The organism is Dietzia sp. CH92 (assembly GCF_032248695.1).
GTDB lineage: Bacteria > Actinomycetota > Actinomycetes > Mycobacteriales > Mycobacteriaceae > Dietzia.
Map to the genome: position 1 here is coordinate 218,887 of NZ_JAVHXC010000001.1, position 17,319 is coordinate 236,205.

At 71.8% G+C, this 17,319-nt stretch carries 17 protein-coding genes; all 17 read right to left on the reverse strand.

What is annotated here, in order from left to right:
* Positions 1-51: 51 nt before the first annotated feature.
* Positions 52-1,332, reverse strand: coding sequence for a bifunctional phosphopantothenoylcysteine decarboxylase/phosphopantothenate--cysteine ligase CoaBC (gene coaBC, locus RWK90_RS01050; protein ID WP_314033828.1), 1,281 nt, complete (start codon positions 1,330-1,332; stop codon positions 52-54).
* Entirely contained in the window at positions 1,329-1,613 is a 285-nt protein-coding gene (gene rpoZ / locus RWK90_RS01055; RefSeq protein ID WP_314033830.1) for a DNA-directed RNA polymerase subunit omega, read from the reverse strand. The genes coaBC and rpoZ overlap by 4 nt, the downstream gene beginning before the upstream one ends.
* Positions 1,614-1,677: 64 nt before the next feature.
* Entirely contained in the window at positions 1,678-2,280 is a 603-nt protein-coding gene (gene gmk, locus RWK90_RS01060) for a guanylate kinase (protein WP_314033832.1), read from the reverse strand.
* A gap of 7 nt (positions 2,281-2,287) precedes the next feature.
* The gene (mihF, locus tag RWK90_RS01065; RefSeq protein ID WP_007631925.1) at positions 2,288-2,611 is read right to left on the reverse strand and encodes an integration host factor, actinobacterial type; all 324 of its coding nucleotides are present in this window, start codon (positions 2,609-2,611) and stop codon (positions 2,288-2,290) included.
* A 425-nt stretch (positions 2,612-3,036) separates the two neighbouring features.
* Positions 3,037-3,888, reverse strand: a complete 852-nt coding sequence (gene pyrF / locus RWK90_RS01070; RefSeq protein ID WP_314033839.1) for an orotidine-5'-phosphate decarboxylase — start codon at positions 3,886-3,888, stop codon at positions 3,037-3,039.
* On the reverse strand, positions 3,888-7,247 hold the full coding sequence (gene carB / locus RWK90_RS01075) for a carbamoyl-phosphate synthase large subunit (protein ID WP_314033841.1): 3,360 nt from the start codon (positions 7,245-7,247) through the stop codon (positions 3,888-3,890). Before carB ends, pyrF begins: the two co-directional genes overlap by 1 nt.
* Positions 7,247-8,455 (reverse strand): glutamine-hydrolyzing carbamoyl-phosphate synthase small subunit, encoded by a 1,209-nt coding sequence (carA, locus tag RWK90_RS01080; RefSeq protein WP_314033843.1) that lies wholly within the window; start codon positions 8,453-8,455, stop codon positions 7,247-7,249. The genes carB and carA overlap by 1 nt, the downstream gene beginning before the upstream one ends.
* Positions 8,452-8,991 (reverse strand): hypothetical protein, encoded by a 540-nt coding sequence (locus RWK90_RS01085; RefSeq protein WP_314033845.1) that lies wholly within the window; start codon positions 8,989-8,991, stop codon positions 8,452-8,454. Before RWK90_RS01085 ends, carA begins: the two co-directional genes overlap by 4 nt.
* The gene (locus tag RWK90_RS01090; protein WP_314033847.1) at positions 8,988-10,331 is read right to left on the reverse strand and encodes a dihydroorotase; all 1,344 of its coding nucleotides are present in this window, start codon (positions 10,329-10,331) and stop codon (positions 8,988-8,990) included. The genes RWK90_RS01085 and RWK90_RS01090 overlap by 4 nt, the downstream gene beginning before the upstream one ends.
* Positions 10,328-11,269, reverse strand: a complete 942-nt coding sequence (locus tag RWK90_RS01095) for an aspartate carbamoyltransferase catalytic subunit (RefSeq protein WP_314033849.1) — start codon at positions 11,267-11,269, stop codon at positions 10,328-10,330. The genes RWK90_RS01090 and RWK90_RS01095 overlap by 4 nt, the downstream gene beginning before the upstream one ends.
* Positions 11,266-11,850 carry a bifunctional pyr operon transcriptional regulator/uracil phosphoribosyltransferase PyrR gene (gene pyrR, locus RWK90_RS01100; RefSeq protein WP_314033851.1) on the reverse strand — a complete coding sequence of 195 codons (585 nt, stop codon included), beginning with the start codon at positions 11,848-11,850 and terminating at the stop codon, positions 11,266-11,268. Before pyrR ends, RWK90_RS01095 begins: the two co-directional genes overlap by 4 nt.
* 69 nt (positions 11,851-11,919) lie before the next feature.
* Positions 11,920-12,573 carry a transcription antitermination factor NusB gene (gene nusB / locus RWK90_RS01105; RefSeq protein WP_314033853.1) on the reverse strand — a complete coding sequence of 218 codons (654 nt, stop codon included), beginning with the start codon at positions 12,571-12,573 and terminating at the stop codon, positions 11,920-11,922.
* Positions 12,574-12,575: 2 nt separating this feature from the next.
* Positions 12,576-13,139: an elongation factor P gene (efp, locus tag RWK90_RS01110; protein ID WP_314033855.1), complete on the reverse strand. Its 564-nt coding sequence runs from the start codon at positions 13,137-13,139 to the stop codon at positions 12,576-12,578.
* Positions 13,140-13,232: 93 nt separating this feature from the next.
* Positions 13,233-14,333, reverse strand: coding sequence for an aminopeptidase P family protein (locus RWK90_RS01115; protein WP_314033857.1), 1,101 nt, complete (start codon positions 14,331-14,333; stop codon positions 13,233-13,235).
* Positions 14,330-15,457, reverse strand: a complete 1,128-nt coding sequence (aroB, locus tag RWK90_RS01120) for a 3-dehydroquinate synthase (RefSeq protein WP_314033859.1) — start codon at positions 15,455-15,457, stop codon at positions 14,330-14,332. The genes RWK90_RS01115 and aroB overlap by 4 nt, the downstream gene beginning before the upstream one ends.
* A 56-nt stretch (positions 15,458-15,513) precedes the next feature.
* Positions 15,514-16,068, reverse strand: a complete 555-nt coding sequence (locus RWK90_RS01125; RefSeq protein ID WP_314033861.1) for a shikimate kinase — start codon at positions 16,066-16,068, stop codon at positions 15,514-15,516.
* On the reverse strand, positions 16,065-17,279 hold the full coding sequence (aroC, locus tag RWK90_RS01130; RefSeq protein ID WP_314033863.1) for a chorismate synthase: 1,215 nt from the start codon (positions 17,277-17,279) through the stop codon (positions 16,065-16,067). The genes RWK90_RS01125 and aroC overlap by 4 nt, the downstream gene beginning before the upstream one ends.
* Between the last annotated feature and the right edge of the window lie 40 nt (positions 17,280-17,319).

A 17,319-nucleotide genomic window follows, 5' to 3' on the forward strand; every position in this document is an offset into this window, starting at 1 on the left:
TCTTCCATGTCTGGGATCGCGTGTGATCGGTGCCGATCGCGTGAGGACAGACTAGTCGGTGCGGTCTGCGTCACTCCGCCGGGTCCGGCGGTGAGCGATGGCCGCGACCGCGTCGAGGAGCCGGTCCGCCAGCACATCCTTGCTCGCCCGGTCCACCGTGGTCTCCCCACCGTCGGCGTCGAGGATCCACCCGCCGTTGACGTCCTCGCCGAAGGTGGTGTCGCGGCCGACTTCGTTGACGACGAGGAGATCGCAACCCTTCCGGGCCAGCTTCGCGCGGCCGTGCTCGAGGACGGTCCCCGAGGCGTCCCCCGTCTCGGCGGCGAAGCCCACGAGCACACACCCGGCGGGGACGTCCCCGGCGCCGCGCGCCGCGACGAGGTCGGCGAGGATGTCCGGGTTGCGCTGCAGACGGATCTCCGCCGGCTCCGACTCGCTGCCCTTCTTGAGCTTCGAGTCGGAGACGTCCGCGGGACGGAAATCGGCGACGGCGGCGGCCTTGATCACCACGTCGGCGCGGGCGGCGGCGCGCAGGGTCTGCGCCCGCAGCTCGAGCGCGGACTCGATGTGGACGGCCTCGACGGCCGCGGGGACCGGGAGGTCGGAGGACGTCACGAGCGTGACACGGGCGCCGCGGGCCGCCGCGACGGCGGCGATGGCGTGCCCCTGCTTGCCGGAACTCCGGTTCCCGAGGAAGCGGACGGGGTCGATCTCCTCGCGCGTCCCGCCCGAGGTCACCACGACGTGGCGACCCGCCAGGTCCCACGGCAGGGTCCCGCCGTCGAGGAGCAGCCAGGCGAGCCGGGCGATGTCCGCGGGCTCGGGCAGCCGGCCCGCGCCGGTGTCGGCGCCGGTGAGGCGTCCCGAGGCCGGCGGCATGACGTGGATGCCGTCCCCCCGCAGCGTGTCGACGTTGCGCCGGGTGGCGGGGTGTTCCCACATCTCGGTGTGCATCGCCGGGGCGAGCAGCACGGGGCACCGCGCGGTGAGGAGGGTGGAGGTGAGGAGGTCGTCGGCCCGGCCCGTCGCCGCGCGGGCGAGCAGGTCGGCGGTGGCGGGGGCGACGACGACGAGGTCCGCCCGTTGCCCGAGGGCGACGTGGCGGACCGACGGCACGTCCGAGAACACCCCGGTGGAGACGGGGTTACCGGACAGTGCCTCGAACGTGGCGGTCCCGACGAATCGCAGGGCCGCCTCGGTGGGGACGACGTCGACGTGGCATCCGGACTCGGTGAGCAGCCGGATCAGGCCGCAGGCCTTGTAGGCGGCGATCCCGCCGCCCACTCCGACGACGACGCGCGCGCCGCGCATGTCGTCCCCGGAGGGGCTCACTCGCCCTCGGCGCAGTCGAGCAGATCGGAGTGCAGCTCGCGCAGCGCGATGGTCAACGGCTTCTCGTGCAGGCCGGGGTCGACCAGGGGGCCGACGTACTCGAGAATGCCCTCCTCGATCTGGTTGTAGTACGAGTTGATCTGGCGCGCGCGCTTGGCGGCGAAGATCACGAGCGCGTACTTGGAGGACGCCCGCTCGAGCAGCTCGTCGATCGGCGGGTTGGTGATGCCGATCGGGGTGTCGTACAGCGGGGTGGCCGCTGCGGCTTCGATGGTGGCCACTATGTGATCTCCTCTGGGTACTGCGGGCGGTGTCTGGTGACACCCTGGTGACGCTGGTCCGGCGCTAGTCGCGGCCGACCAGCAATGATACCAACTCGTCCACGGCGGACTCGAGTTCGTCGTTGACGACGACGACGTCGAACTCGCCGCGGGCCTCCATCTCGACCCTGGCCGTCTCCAGCCGGCGGGCGACGACGTCGTCCGGTTCGGTTCCGCGCCCGCGCAGGCGGACCTCGAGATCCTCCCACGACGGGGGTGCCAGAAAGACGGTCGTCCCCTCCGGCAGGGACTCGCGGATCTGCCGGACACCGGCCAGATCGACCTCGATGAGGACCGGGCGGCCCTCGTCGAGGGCACGGCGGACGGGTTCGGCGGGGGTGCCCGAGAGCTGGAGACCCCGGTGGATCTCCGCCCACTCGAGCATGCGGCCCTCCGCCACGGCCCGTCGGAACTCCTCCGTGGTGACGAAGAAGTAGTCGCGGCCGTCGACCTCGCCGGGGCGGGGATCGCGGGTCGTCATGGAGACGCTGAAGTAGAGATCGGACAGGCGCTCGCGCAGGCGGGCGACGACGGTTGACTTGCCGACAGCGGAGGGGCCGGCCAAGACGATCAGCCGGCCCCTCTTCGCCGTCGTCTCCGGGGCGGCCCCGGACGACGGTGTGTTCATTCGCCGATCAGTCGACCGTGAAGTCGAACCGCTCGAGCAGCGCACGGCGCTGGCGGTCACCGAGACCACGCAGACGGCGCGTGGGCGCGATCTCCAGCTCGGTCATGATCTCCTGAGCCTTGACCTTGCCCACCTTCGGCAGGGCCTCGAGCAGCGCCGAGACCTTCATCTTGCCGAGGATCTCGTCGCTCTCGGCATCCTTGAGCACCTGCTTGAGGTCGGTGCCGCCGCGCTTCAGGCGCTCCTTGAGCTCAGCCCGGGCGCGACGGGCGGCAGCCGCCTTCTCCAGAGCAGCAGCGCGCTGCTCATCGGTCAACTGGGGAAGGGCCACAATTCCTCCGTCTCGTTCGTGTGTGTCTCATGACTCACGCGGGTGTCCACCGTAGGACACCCCCGCCTGGTGTGCGGTGACCGTCCCCGGCGCGTCCGCGGGCTGCGGATCATCCCCGGGAGCGGGCGCTCCCTCGTGCTCACCGTACCCGGGCGTTGATGACTCCCACGAGGGGATGTCCAGGTTTCCGGGCCTGATGACCTCAGCAACAGTACGCGGCCGAGGGGCCCCGTACCAGCGCGGGGCCCGTTGCGGCACCCCGTCTGAACTGCGCATAGGCGTAGTGAGGTTGAGGAGAAGACTAGCGGCGCCGCTCCGGCACCGCGAGTCGGGCCACTCGCGCGCCCCTGATCGGCGGGGTCGCCGGACCCCGCTTGACGAGTCGGGCGGCGACGTCGGGGCACCGGTGAGGCACTCCCGGTGGCTCAGGCGGGCTCGGTGAACCTGTACCGGGCCGCCAGGTCCCGTACGACGGTCCTCATGGCGTCGACGTCCGGTCCCGCCCGCAGGACGTGCCGCGAGACGTTGACCAGGGTGTGCGGCAGAGCCGGTCCGGCGATCCGTCTGACGTCCTCGACGGTGCCGCCCTGCTCCCCCACCCCGGGCATGAGGACCGGGCCGTTCAGGTCGTCGAGCCGGGGCGGGTCGGACACCGTCGCACCCACGACGACGCCGAACGACCCGGGTGCCCCCGCGGTGGCGGCGCCGTTGCGGCGTGCCACCTCGTCGATGACGGCCTGGGCGACCGCACCGGACTCGCCCACCGACCGCTGCAGCGGACCCGCCTCGGGATTGGACGTCCGGGCGAGGACGAACACTCCGCGACCGGTGTCCGAGGCCGCGGCGAAGGCCGCGTCCAGCGCACCGACCCCCAGGTACGGGGAGACCGTGAGTGCGTCGCTCGCGAGGGGCGAGCCGTCACGTAGCCACGCCCGTGCGTATCCGGCCATCGTGGAGCCGATGTCGCCGCGTTTGGCGTCGGCGACGGACAGCGCACCGGCCTCGCCGATCCGGGCGAGGACCTGTTCGAGGACGCCGATGCCGGCCGAGCCGTGTTCCTCGAAGAACGCCACCTGCGGCTTGACCGCGGGCACCAGGTCCGCGAACGCCTCGAGCGACCGGTGGGCGAACTCGGCGAGACCGTCGGCGTCCGCCCCGAGCCCCCACGCCTCGAGCAGTGCGGGGTGTGGATCGATCCCCACGCACAGGTTGCCGCGGGCGGAGACGGCCGAGCGCAACCGCTCGCCGAAGGGGGCCCGGGGGACGGAGACGTTCATCAGGAGGCGAACCCCGAGTGCAGGTCCTGCAGCGGGCTGACGGTGACGTCTCCGCGGCGTGTCGCCTCGATGCCGTGGACGGCGGCCGTCGCTCCCTGGACGGTCGTGACACACGGGACTCGACGCGAGATGGCGGCGGAGCGGATCTCGTGCCCGTCCGCCCGGGTGCCGCCCGTCGAGGAGGCGATGTTGAGGATGAGATCCACCTCGTCGGCGTTGATGCGGTCGACGATCGTCCGCACCGCGTTGCCCTCGGCGTCCACGGGACCCGTGCCCGACTCGCTGAGCTTGGCCACGGTCTCGCACGCGATCCCGTAGCGCCGCAGCATGAGCGCGGTCCCCTCGGTGGCCAGCACGGTGAACCCGAGCGCGGCGAGGCGCTGCGCCGGGAAGACCATCGAGCGCTTGTCCCGGTTCGCGACCGAGACGAACGCGGTCCCCGAGGTCGGCAGGACCCCCTCGGCGGCGAGCTGTGCCTTGGCGAAGGCGACGGCGAAGTCGGGCCCGATGCCCATGACCTCGCCGGTCGACTTCATCTCGGGGCTCAGCAGGGAGTCGACGGTGTCGCCGTCCGGGGTGCGGAAGCGGTTGAACGGCAGGACCGCCTCCTTGACCGCGACGGGTGCGTCGGCGGGCAGCGAGCCGCCGTCGCGGTCGGAGGGCAGGAGCCCCTCCTCGCGCAGCGCGGCGATCGACTCGCCCATCATGATCCGGGCGCAGGCCTTGGCCAGGTGGACGCCGGTCGCCTTGGAGACGAACGGCACGGTGCGGCTGGCGCGCGGGTTGGCCTCGAGGACGTAGAGGACGTCGTCCTTGATGGCGTACTGGACGTTCATCAGCCCCTTGACGCCGATGCCGAAGGCCAGGGCCTCGCTCGAGCGGCGCACCCGGTCGATGTCGTCCTGGCCGAGGGTGATCGGCGGGAGCGCGCAGGCGGAGTCACCGGAGTGGATGCCGGCCTCCTCGATGTGCTCCATCACGCCGCCGAGGTAGACCTCCGTGCCGTCACAGAGGATGTCGACGTCGATCTCGACGGCGTCGTCGAGGAAGCGGTCCACCAGGACCGGCCGGTCCGGGCTGATCTCGGTCGCCCGGTCGATGTAGGAGCGCAGGGAGGCCTCGTCGTAGACGATCTCCATGCCCCGGCCGCCCAGCACGTACGACGGGCGCACGAGGACCGGGTATCCGATGTCCGCGGCGATGGTCGTGGCCTCGTCCGCGTTGATCGCGGTGCCGAACGCGGGGGCGGGCAGGCCGGCGCGCACCAGCACCTCACCGAACTCGCGGCGGTCCTCGGCCAGGTCGATGGCGGACGGGCTGGTGCCGACGATCGGCACCCCGGCCTCCTCGAGCTGTGCGGCCAGGCCGAGCGGGGTCTGTCCGCCGAGCTGGACCAGGACGCCCGCGACCGTTCCCGACTCGGACTCGGCGTGGTAGACCTCCATGACGTCCTCGAACGTGAGCGGCTCGAAGTAGAGGCGGTCCGCCGTGTCGTAGTCGGTCGAGACGGTCTCCGGGTTGCAGTTGACCATGACGGTCTCGTATCCGGCCTCGGACAGGGTGAGGGCGGCGTGCACGCACGAGTAGTCGAACTCGATGCCCTGGCCGATCCGGTTGGGGCCGGAGCCCAGGATGATGACCTTCTCCCGCTCGGTCTGCGGCGTTACCTCCGACTCGGCGGCGGGGTCGAGTTCGTAGGTGGAGTAGTGGTACGGGGTCTTGGCCTCGAACTCCGCGGCGCACGTGTCGACCGTCTTGTAGACGGGGCGCACCCCCAGGCGGTGCCGCAGGCGCTGTACGCCCTCGGCCCCGGCGAACTCGGGGCGCAGCGCCGCGATCTGCGCGTCGGACAGCCCGTTGTGCTTGGCGCGCCGCAGCAGGGGCTCGTCGACGACCGGCGCGTCGACGATCTCCTGACGCAGCTCGACCAGTGCGGCGACCTCGTCCACGAACCAGGGGTCGATGCCCGAGGCCTCGTGGACCTGCTCGACCGTGGCCCCGAGGCGCAGCGCGAGCTCGACGTCGTACATACGGCCCTCGGTCGGGCGGCGCAGATCGTCGAGCACGGCGGCCAGGTCGGTGGAGCGACCCGGGGCGATGACCTCGTCGGGCAGGGTCCAGAAGCCGGCGGCCTTGGTCTCGAGCGAGCGCATGACCTTGCCGAGCGCCTCGCGGTAGTTGCGGCCGAGGCTCATGGCCTCGCCCACCGACTTCATCGTGGTGGTGAGGGTGTCGTCGGCACCGGGGAACTTCTCGAACGCGAAGCGCGGGGCCTTGACGACGACGTAGTCGAGGGTCGGCTCGAAGCACGCCGGGGTCTCCCCCGTGATGTCGTTGGTGATCTCGTCGAGCGAGTAGCCGATGGCGAGGCGGGCCGCGATCTTGGCGATCGGGAAGCCGGTGGCCTTGGAGGCCAGCGCCGACGAGCGGGACACGCGCGGGTTCATCTCGATCACGACGATGCGGCCGTCGACCGGGTTGACGGCGAACTGGATGTTGCAGCCGCCGGTGTCCACGCCGACCTCGCGGATGATCGCGATGCCGAGGTCGCGCATGTTCTGGAACTCGCGGTCGGTCAGCGTCATCGACGGCGCGACCGTCACCGAGTCGCCGGTGTGCACGCCGAGGGCGTCGACGTTCTCGATGGAACAGATGACGACGACGTTGTCCTTGTTGTCGCGCATGAGCTCGAGCTCGAACTCCTTCCACCCGAGGATGGACTCCTCGATGAGGACGTTCGCGGTGGGCGAGGCGGACAGCCCACCGCCGGCGATCCGCTCGAGGTCCTCCGTGGTGTACGCGAGCCCGGAACCGAGGCCGCCCATGGTGAAGGACGGGCGGACGACGACGGGCAGGCCGAGCTCGGCGACCGTCGCGTGGACCTCCTCCATGGTGTGGCACACTGCGCTGCGCGCGGACTCCCCGCCGACGCTGGCGACGATGTCCTTGAAGGTCTGGCGGTCCTCGCCGCGGTTGATCGCGGGGATGTCGGCGCCGATGAGCTCCACGCCGTGCTTGGCGAGGATCCCCTGCGCGTCGAGCTGCATGGCGGCGTTGAGCGCGGTCTGTCCGCCCAGGGTCGCGAGGACCGCGTCGACGGGATGGCCCTGCTCGGCCTCGCGGACGAAGATCTTGTCGATGTACTCGGGGGTGATCGGCTCGACGTAGGTCGCGTCGGCGAACTCCGGGTCGGTCATGATCGTGGCCGGGTTGGAGTTGACCAGCGTCACGCGCAGGCCCTCCGACTTGAGCACGCGGCACGCCTGGGTCCCGGAGTAGTCGAACTCACAGGCCTGGCCGATGACGATCGGGCCGGAGCCGATGACGAGGACGTGGTTGATGTCTGTGCGCCGGGGCATCAGTTCGAGCCCTTTCTGGAGTCTGCGGAGCCGGTGTCGGAGGAGCCGAGCAGGGCGACGAAGCGGTCGAAGAGGTCCGCCGCGTCGCGGGGGCCCGCGGCCGCCTCGGGGTGGTACTGGACGGAGAACGCGCTGCCGTCGGTGAGGGCGACGCCCTCGACGGTGCCGTCGTTGGCACACACGTGGGTGACGGTCGCGGTGCCCCAGGGGGTCTCCCAGGTCTCGTTCTCCGGGGCGCGGAGGGCGAACCCGTGGTTCTGGGAGGTGATCGCGACGGAACCGGTGGCCTTCTCGATGACCGGGATATTGGTGCCGCGGTGGCCGAAACGCATCTTGTAGGTCTCCAGCCCGAGCGCCCGCCCGAGGATCTGGTTGCCGAAGCAGATGCCGAAGAACGGCAGGCCCTGACCGAGGACCTCCTTGGTCAGGTGCACGGCGGCGTCGGCGGTCGCCGGGTCGCCGGGGCCGTTGGAGAGGAAGACCCCGTCGACGTCGAGGTCGAGGACGTCCTGGAGGGACGACCCGGCGGGGATCACGTGGACCCGGACGCCTCGTGCCGCGAGCATGCGCGGGGTGTTGGACTTGATGCCCAGATCGAGGGCCGCCACGGTGAACCGGGCCTCGCCCTCGGGCTCGACCACGTACGGCTCGTCGGTGGTGACCTCGTCCGACAGGGAGGCCCCGGCCATCGACGGCTGGGCGCGGACCGCGGCGAGCATCGTCTCGTCGTCGGCCAGGTCGGCCCCGGAGAAGATGCCGGCCTTCATCGCCCCGCGCTCACGGATGTGGCGCACGACCGCCCGGGTGTCGATGTCGGCGATCCCGACGATCCCCTGGGTGACCATCTCGTCGGCGAGGGTGCGCCGGGAGCGGTGGTTGGAGGCGCGGCGGGACAGGTCGCGGACGACCAGGCCGGCGACCCAGATGCGGCCCCCGCCGACCTCGCCGTCGAGGAGGGACTCGCCGTCCTCGTCGTTCCACCCCGTGTTGCCGATCTGGGGCGCGGTCGTCACGACGATCTGGCGGCAGTAGGACGGGTCGGTGAGGGTCTCCTGGTACCCGGACATGCCGGTGGTGAACACCGCCTCGCCGAGAGTGGTGCCGGACGCGCCGAAGGCCGATCCGCGGTGGATGCGGCCGTCCTCGAGGACGAGTGCGGCGGGTGCGCCGCCCCCCTGTCGCGCGGGCGTGGTGCTGTGCGGTGTCACTGCTTCTCCTCGGTGGTGGAGTCGGTTTCGGGGGTGGGGGCGGCGTCTCCGCGCAGCGCCTCCCAGCGGGGGTAGCCGTCCTTGTCGTCGGCACGGAAGCCGGAGTCGACCAGGGTGCGGCCGTCCGGGCCGGTGACCTGCCAGCGCGCGACGAGGATGCCGCCGCCGGGCACGGTCTTGTTGGCCAGCGCGGAGGCGCGGCGCACGTCGACGAGGTCGGCGCGGGGGATCCAGACGGTCGCGTCGGCGAGGTCGAGACGCAGACCACCCGTGTGGGCGGTCAGGGTGCCGGCCGAGCGGTGCCCGAGCGGTCGTCGGGCGATCCTCGCCTGCCAGTCCCCCGCGATGGTGCTGCCGACGTAGACGCCGGTCAGCGGACCCAGCACGATGTCACCGGGGTCCGCGGGGGGCGAGGGGAGCTCGTCGAACAGACCGGCCTGGGATCGGCTCCGGTTCCGCCAGCCGAGCGTCATCAGGCCGACCATCACGAGCAGGACGGTGATGACGATGACGACGGTCCAGAAGTCCTGGCTCATACGAGTACCTCTCCGTCGCGGGTGGTGAGACGGCCCCGGTACACGGTGCCGACGACTCTCGCCGCGAATGTCATTCCCTCGTAGGGGGTGTTGGCGGACAGACTTGCGAGTTCCTCGCCGACCACGGTCCACCGGGAGTCGGGGTCGACGACGGCGAGGTTGGCAGGCTCCCCCACCTCGATCGGTCGCCCCTGGTCGGACAGACCGGCGATCTCGGCGGGTCGGGTGCTCATGACCCGGGCGAGGTCGCGCCAGGTCATGTCCCCGGTCTCCACCAGCAGCGCGGCGACGATGGGCAGGGCGGTCTCGAGACCGAGCATTCCGGGACGCGCGGCCGCGAACTCGCAGCACTTCTCCTGGGCGGCGTGCGGGGCGTGATCGGTGGCCACGCAGTCGATCACGCCGGAGACCAGGGCCTCCCGCAGCGCCGCCGCGTCGTGGGCCTCGCGCAGGGGCGGGTTGACGCGGTACACGCCGTCGTAGGACTCGAGCCGGGAGTCGTCCAACAGCAGGTGGTGGGGGGTGACCTCGGCGGTGATCGAGATGCCCTGGTCCTTGGCCCACTTCAGCAGCTCGACGGTGCCCGTGGTCGAGGCGTGGCAGATGTGGACGCGAGCGCCCGCGTCGCGGGCGAGGATCGCGTCGCGGGCGACGATCGACTCCTCGGCCGAGCGCGGCCAGCCGGTGAGGCCGAGGCGGGCGGCGGTGGGTCCTTCGTGGGCGACGGCCCCGCGGGTGAGCCGCGGTTCCTCCGCGTGCTGCGCGATGAGTACTCCCAGACCCGCCGAGTACTCGAGGGCGCGGCGCATGACCAGCGGGTCGTACACGCACATGCCGTCGTCCGAGAAGATGCGGACGCGCGCCTCCCCGGAGGCCATCTGGCCCATCTCGGTGAGCTGCTCCCCGGCGAGCCCCACGGTCACGGCGCCGACGGGGTGGACGTCGCAGAGACCGACCTCGCGGCCGATCCTCCAGACCGAGTCGGTGACCGTCTGGTTGTCCTGCGGCGGCTGGGTGTTGGCCATGGCGAACACCGCCGTGTACCCGCCCCGGGCCGCGGCCGCCGATCCGCTGGCGATGGTCTCGGTGTCCTCGCGACCCGGCTCGCGCAGGTGGGTGTGCAGGTCCACGAACCCGGGCACCAGCACCGCACCGTCGAAGTCGACGACCTCGACGGAGCCGGCGTCCGCCGGCGCGGTGGTGCCGGACGTGGCGTCGGCGACGAGGTCGGGACCGATCTCGGCGATCCGGCCGTCCCTGACGAGGACGTCCACCGGGTCGCCCTCTCCGTAGGGGCGGACCCGCCGCAGCAGCAGGGCCGGCGCAGACTGAGCGCTCACTCGGGACTTCCTTCCGTTCCGACGAGGGTGTGCAGCAGGACCGACATGCGGACGTGCACCCCGTTGGTGACCTGCTGGAGGATGGCCGACGACGGCGCGTCGGCGGTGTCGAAGCCGATCTCCATGCCGCGCACCATCGGCCCCGGGTGCAGGACGACGACGTCCTCACCGAGCCGGGCCGCGCGCGCGGGGCCGAGGCCGTAGCGCACCGCGTACTCCCGGGCGGAAGGGAAGAACCCGCCGTTCATGCGCTCGGCCTGGACCCGGAGCATCATCACGGCGTCGGCTCCCCCGAGCTCGGCGTCGAGATCGGTCGCGGCGCGGACGGGCCAGGATCCGACCCCGACGGGCAGCAGGGTGGGCGGGGCGACGAGGACGACCTCCGCGCCCAGCGTCGACAGCAGCAGGGCGTTCGACCGGGCGACCCGCGAGTGCAGGATGTCGCCGACGATCACCACGCGGCGACCCTCGATCCCGCCGAGACGCTCGCGCAGCGTCATGGCGTCGAGCAGCGCCTGCGTGGGGTGCTCGTGCATCCCGTCGCCGGCATTGATGACCGACGGTCCCACGCCGCCCGGGGCGACCCAGCCGGCGATCTGCTGCGCGGCTCCCGAGGCGGGGTGCCGGACGATGAGGGCGTCGGCACCGATCGCCGTCAGGGTCAGGGCGGTGTCGCGCAGCGACTCGCCCTTCTGGACCGAGGACGCGCTCGCGGAGACGTTGATGACGTCCGCGCTCATCCACTTGCCGGCCGTCTCGAACGAGACGCGGGTGCGGGTGGAGTTCTCGTAGAACACCGTCAGTACCGTCTTGCCGCGCAACGTGGGCAGCTTGCGGACCTCTCGGCCCAGCAGGGCCTCCTTCAACCGCGCCGCCTCGTCGAGGATCGACAGCGCCGCGTCCCGGTCGAGGTCGGTCGCCGAGAGCAGGTGCTTCATCGGTTCCTCTCCGGGTCGGGGCGCCGCAGGAACACGGCGTCGGTTCCGTCGATCTCGGACAGCCGGACCGACACGCCCTCCTCGCGGGAGGTCGGGACGTTCTTGCCCACGTAGTCGGCGCGGATGGGCAGCTCGCGGTGACCACGGTCGACGAGGACCGCGAGCTGGACCCGGTCGGGCCGGCCGAGGTCGCGGAGCGCGTCGAACGCCGCCCGGATGGTCCGGCCGGAGAACAGGACGTCGTCGACCAGGATCACCGTGGCCCCGTCGATGCCCTGCGGGGGCACGCGGGTGGGGCCGAGCGGCCGGTGGGGGCTGCCCGCCAGGTCGTCCCGGTAGAGCGTGACGTCGAGCGACCCGGCGTGCACCTCGGCTCCGCTGAACTCGCGGATCCGCTCGGCGAGGCGGGCGGCCAGCGGCACACCGCGGGTGGGGATGCCCAGCAGCACCACGGGGCCCGAACCGGGCGCGTCCGCGGCGGTGCGTTCGATGATCTGATGTGCCAGGCGGGACACCGTCCTGGCGACGTCGTCGGACGTGAAGAGTGACACCGAGTTCGTCTCCGAACCGTCAGCGTTCACCGATCACCACCTCCTTGTCCGCCTCGCTGGACGGCTCGTTAAAGGGATAGCTTTCGGAGCAGAACTCTATCAGTCGAGCGCGTCCGTCCCCGGATCGCCGGACGTGGTCTGCGACACGTCGGTCCCGGCGGGTCCGGCGCTCGTCGTGGGGCCCGCGGGATCCGCTGCGGGATCGGCCTCCGCCTCCGCCTCCGCCTCGGTCGCGGCCGCGGCGTCGGGCGCCGGGGCCGTCCGCTGCGTCGCGTCGAGGTTCGACACGGCGCGCTCGGCGGCCCGGATGTGCTGGGCCAGACCGGCCACGCGGTCGAGCACCGCGTTGACGTACGGCACCGACTTCTCGGCGGACAGATCCGACACGAGCAGGACGGCCTGGTCGATCACGACGGCGGCGTCCACCTCCTCGGAGCCGAAGAGCAACTCCCACGCGGCCGCGCGCAGGACCGCACGGTCCACGGCGGGCAGCCGCGCCAGCGTCCACTCCCGCAGGTGCTCGGAGATCGTCGAGTCCAGCCGGTCGAGACGCTCGGCGACACCGGTCACGATCTGCATCGTGTACGGGGCGACGTCGTGGAACTCCTGGGACTCCTCGCCCATCCGCCGACGTTCCTCGGCGAGCTCCACGACGTCCGCGTCGCGCAGTTCGGCCTCGAAGAGCAGGGAGACGGCACGCTTGCGCGCCCGGTACCGAGCCCCGCGGCGCCGGTGGTCGACCTCGTCCGCCATGATCAGTCGTTCACCCGGCTGAGGTAGTGGCCGTCACGGGTGTCGATGCGCAGCTTGTCGCCGGTGTTGATGAACAGCGGGACCTGCACCTCGGCGCCGGTCTCGAGGGTGGCGGGCTTGGTGCCGCCGGTGGAGCGGTCACCCTGCAGGCCGGGATCGGTGTGCTGCACGAGGAGGTCGACAGCGACCGGCATCTCGGCGAACAGCGGGACGCCCTCGTTGAACGAGACCTGCACGGTGGTGTTCTCGAGCAGGAAGCGCGCGCCGTCGCCCATGACGGCCGGGCTGACGTTGATCTGCTCGTAGTCCTGCTCGTCCATGAGGACGTAGTCCTCACCGTCGCGGTACAGGAAGGTCATGTCGCGGCGGTCGACCGTCGCGATCTCGACCTTGACACCGGCGCTGAACGTCTTGTCGACGTTCTTCCCGGTGACGACGTTCTTCAGCTTCGTCCGCACGAACGCCGGGCCCTTACCGGGCTTGACGTGCTGGAACTCGACGATCTGCCACAGCTGCCCCTCCTCTTTGAGGACGAGGCCGTTCTTGAAGTCGGCGGTGGACGCCATTGTCGGTACTCCTTCGGGAAAGTCGTCGGGCGGGACGCCGGTGAGGGCGCCGCGCACGTGGTCGTGGGCGGAGCACTCGGGGCGCGCTGATGGTCAGAGCACCCTGAGAGCCTTCGACGTGGTGGTCAGGGACCTCCCGCCACCTCCGGTGACGGCCACGGTGTCCTCGATCCGGATCCCGCCGAGGCCCGGGAGGTAGATCCCGGGCTCGATGGTGATCACATCGCCGTCGGACAGTGTACTAGTGGACCTCGTGGACACCGCGGGCGCTTCGTGCACGTCCAGACCCACCCCGTGCCCGAGCGAGTGCCCGAAGAACTCCCCGAACCCGGCGTCGTCGATGATGCCGCGGCTCACCGCGTCGAGATCCGCGCACGCCATCCCCTCACGGACCGCGTCCACCCCCGCCAGCTGCGCCCGCAGGGTCACCGCGTAGGCCTCGAGGAGACGATCCGGTGCGGCGCCGAGCGCGACCGTGCGCGTGCAGTCCGACGCGTAGCCGGAGACGGTCGCGCCGAAGTCCACCACGACGAGGTCGCCGTCGGCGAGCACCCGGTCGCCGGGTACGTGGTGGGGGTGGGCGCCGTGGGGTCCGGAGGCGACGATCGTCTCGAACGCGACGCCGTCGGAACCCGCCCTGCGCATCGCGTGCTCGAGGTCCGCCGCGACCTCACGCTCGGTACGACCGGTGGCGATCGCGCCGCTGGCGAGCAGGTGGTCCCACGCGGCGTCGACCACGCCGCAGGCCCGCTCGACGAGCGCGAGTTCCTCGGCGTCCTTCGCGCGGCGGACCTGTTCGACGAGGCCCGTCGTCTCCACGATCCGCGTGGCCGCTCCCCCGGTGTCCGCCAGTGCGCGGCGCAGCGCGGACGCGGCGGACAGCGTGAGATGATCGGCCTCCACCGCGAGCGGGGCGTCGGCGGGTCCGCGGCGACGTCCCAGCACCCCGGCGACGTACTCCCGCGAGATCACGTGTCCCACGTCCGGGGCCTGCTCGACCACCTGGAGTTCGTACCGGGAATCCGTGCAGAGCACCCCCTCGCCGTCGTCGTCCACCAGGGCGACGCCACCGGACCCGGCGAACCCGGTCAGGTAGGCGATGTTGCGCGGATCGGTCACCAACAGGGACGCGGCACCGACGTCCGCGAGGGCGGCGGCCAGGGCGCGCCGGCGGCGCGCGAACCGCCCCGTCACAGCAGGATCCCGCCGCCGCTGGGAGCGCGGCCCTCGGAGATGGTCGCGTAGGCGGCCGTCATGAGCGACGCGTCGGGGGCCTCCATACGGGAGGGGCGCGCAAGCCCGTCCAGGACCACCAGACGCAGGAACCCGGAATGGTTCTTCTTGTCCCCGGCCATCAGTTCGAGCAGCCGCGGGAACGCGTCCGGGTCGTAGCCGGTGGGCAGACCCAGCGAGGCCAGGATCGAGGCGTGCCGCTCGGCCGTGGCGTCGTCGAGTCGTCCCGCGAGCCGGGCCAGCTCGGCGACGAAGCACATCCCCACGCTGATCGCGGCCCCGTGCCGCCAGCGGTACTGCTCACGGCGCTCGACCGCGTGGCCCAGGGTGTGGCCGTAGTTGAGGATCTCGCGTAGGCCCGACTCCTTGAGGTCCTGACCCACGACATCGGCCTTGACCTGCACACTGCGGCGGATCAGTTCGACGATCGTGTCCCCGGACGGGTCCAGCGCGGCCTCCGGGTCCGCCTCGATGAGATCGAGGATGACCGGATCGGCGATGAACCCGCACTTGACGACCTCGGCCATGCCCGAGATGAGCTCGTTGCGCGGCACGGTCTCCAGTGTGGCGGTGTCGACGAAGACCGCGGCCGGCTCGTGGAAACTGCCCACGAGGTTCTTGCCCGCGTCGGTGTTGATGCCGGTCTTGCCGCCGACCGCCGCGTCGACCATGGCCAACAACGTGGTGGGGATGTGCACGACCCGCACGCCGCGCATCCACGTGGCGGCCACGAACCCGGCGAGGTCGGTGGCGGCCCCGCCGCCCAGGCTGACGACGGTGTCCCTGCGGTTGAGGCCGATCTGCCCGAGGACGTCCCAGCAGAAGCCGGCCACCGCGAGGTCCTTGCCCGCCTCGGCGTCGGGGATCTCGATCCGGTGCGCGTCCACCCCCGCCTCGGCGAGCGCCTCACGCAGGGTCTCCGCGGTCTGGGCCAGCGGCGGCTGGTAGAAGATCGCCACCACGCGCGAGGACGAGCACGCCTCGAGGATCTCCGGCAACAGCCCCCGCCCGATCACCACGGGATACGGGTCGGCCGCACGTACCTCCACGACGACGGGCTCGCCGGTGTTCGCATCCTGGTTCATCTGTCGCTCCCGCTCATCGATCGTCTGCGCACGCGTGTGCACGCTCTCTCCGTCAGTCATCTCGTCCGGCCGCCGGCGCCCCGGTGGTGCGGGTCGCCCGATCCCAGCCTGTCGACGATGTCCGACACCACCTTGCCCGAACTGCGCCGCTCGGTGCTCACCGTCGTCCACGCGACCTCCCTGTACAGGGGAGCGCGCTCGGTGAGCAGCGCCTGGTACCGCGCGGTGACGTCGCCCCCGGACAGCAGCGGCCGTCCCGGGCCCTGCGACCGGCGCACGCCCTCCGCGACGCCGATGGTCAGGTGGACCACCCGGTGCCCCCGCAGGCGTTCGCGCGTGACCGCCGAGAGCACCGCCCCGCCCCCCAGGGAGAGCACCCCCTCGAAGGACGCGAGGGTCTCCCCGATGATCCGTTCCTCGATCTCGCGGAACGCGGGCTCACCGTCGGAGGCGAAGATCTCGGGGATGGTCCGCCCCTCGGCCTCCTCGATGAGATGGTCGGCGTCCAGGAACGTGACCTCGAGGCGTCGGGCGAGCTTGCGCCCGATGGTGGTCTTGCCGGCACCGGGCGGGCCCACGAGCACCGCGACCGGTCGTGCCGGGCCGCTCATGCCTCGTCCGTCGCCCAGTCCAGACGCTCGGCGACCGCGTCGAGGTATCCCTCGGCGTTGCGGCGGGTCTCCGCCAGTGAGTCGCCCCCGAACTTCTGCAGGACCGCCCGCGCCAGGACGAGGGCGACCATCGACTCCGCCACGACGCCCGCCGCCGGGACGGCGCAGACATCGGAACGCTGGTGGATCGCCGTGGCCGCCGACCCGTCCTCCATGTCGACGGTGGACAGGGCGCGCGGGACGGTGGAGATGGGTTTCATCGCGGCCCGGACGCGGAGGGGTTGACCGTTGGTCATGCCGCCCTCGAGCCCGCCGGCGCGGTTGCTGCGCCGGTCGACCCCGTCGTCCCCGCGCACCATCTCGTCGTGCGCCACGCTGCCGCGGCGGCGGGCCGTCTCGAAGCCGTCGCCGACCTCGACGCCCTTGATGGCCTGGATGCCCATGAGGGCGCCGGCGAGCTGGGCGTCGAGCCGCTCCTCCCCCGACACGTGGGATCCGAGACCGATGGGCAGGCCGTGGACGACGACCTCCACGACGCCGCCGAGGGTGTCGCCGGCCTTCTTCGCCGCCTCGATCTCGGCGATCATGGACTCGGCCGCGGCGGGGTCGAACGCGCGGACCGGGCTGGCGTCGATGGCCTCGAGGTCGGAGAAGGCGGGCTCGGGGCCGACGTAGGGCTCCGAGGCGCCGATCGAGATGACGTGGGACAGCACCTCCACGCCCAGGACGTCACGCAGGACGCCGCGCGCCACCGTCCCGGCCGCGACGCGGGCCGCGGTCTCGCGGGCGCTCGCCCGCTCGAGGACCATGCGCGCGTCGTCGAAGTCGTACTTGAGCATCCCGGAGAAGTCCGCGTGACCGGGCCTGGGGCGGGTCAGACGGGCGGCCCGGGCCTTGTCGTCGATCTCCTCCGGGTCGACGGGGTCGGCCGACATGATCTGTTCCCACTTGGGCCACTCGGTGTTGCCGACCTCGATCGCCACGGGCGACCCCATGGTGCGGCCGTGTCGGACGCCACCCAGCACGCGCACGGCGTCCGCCTCGAACTTCATGCGCGCGCCGCGGCCGTACCCGAGGCGACGGCGGGCGAGTTGCGCGGCGATCTGCTCGCTCGTCACCTCGACACCCGCGATGACACCCTCGACGATCGTCACGAGGGCCTGGCCATGCGATTCTCCGGCAGTGGTCCACTTCAGCACGTCGCCGATCATCCCACGCCACGGTGGGTCCGGGCACATCAGGCCCGTCGGG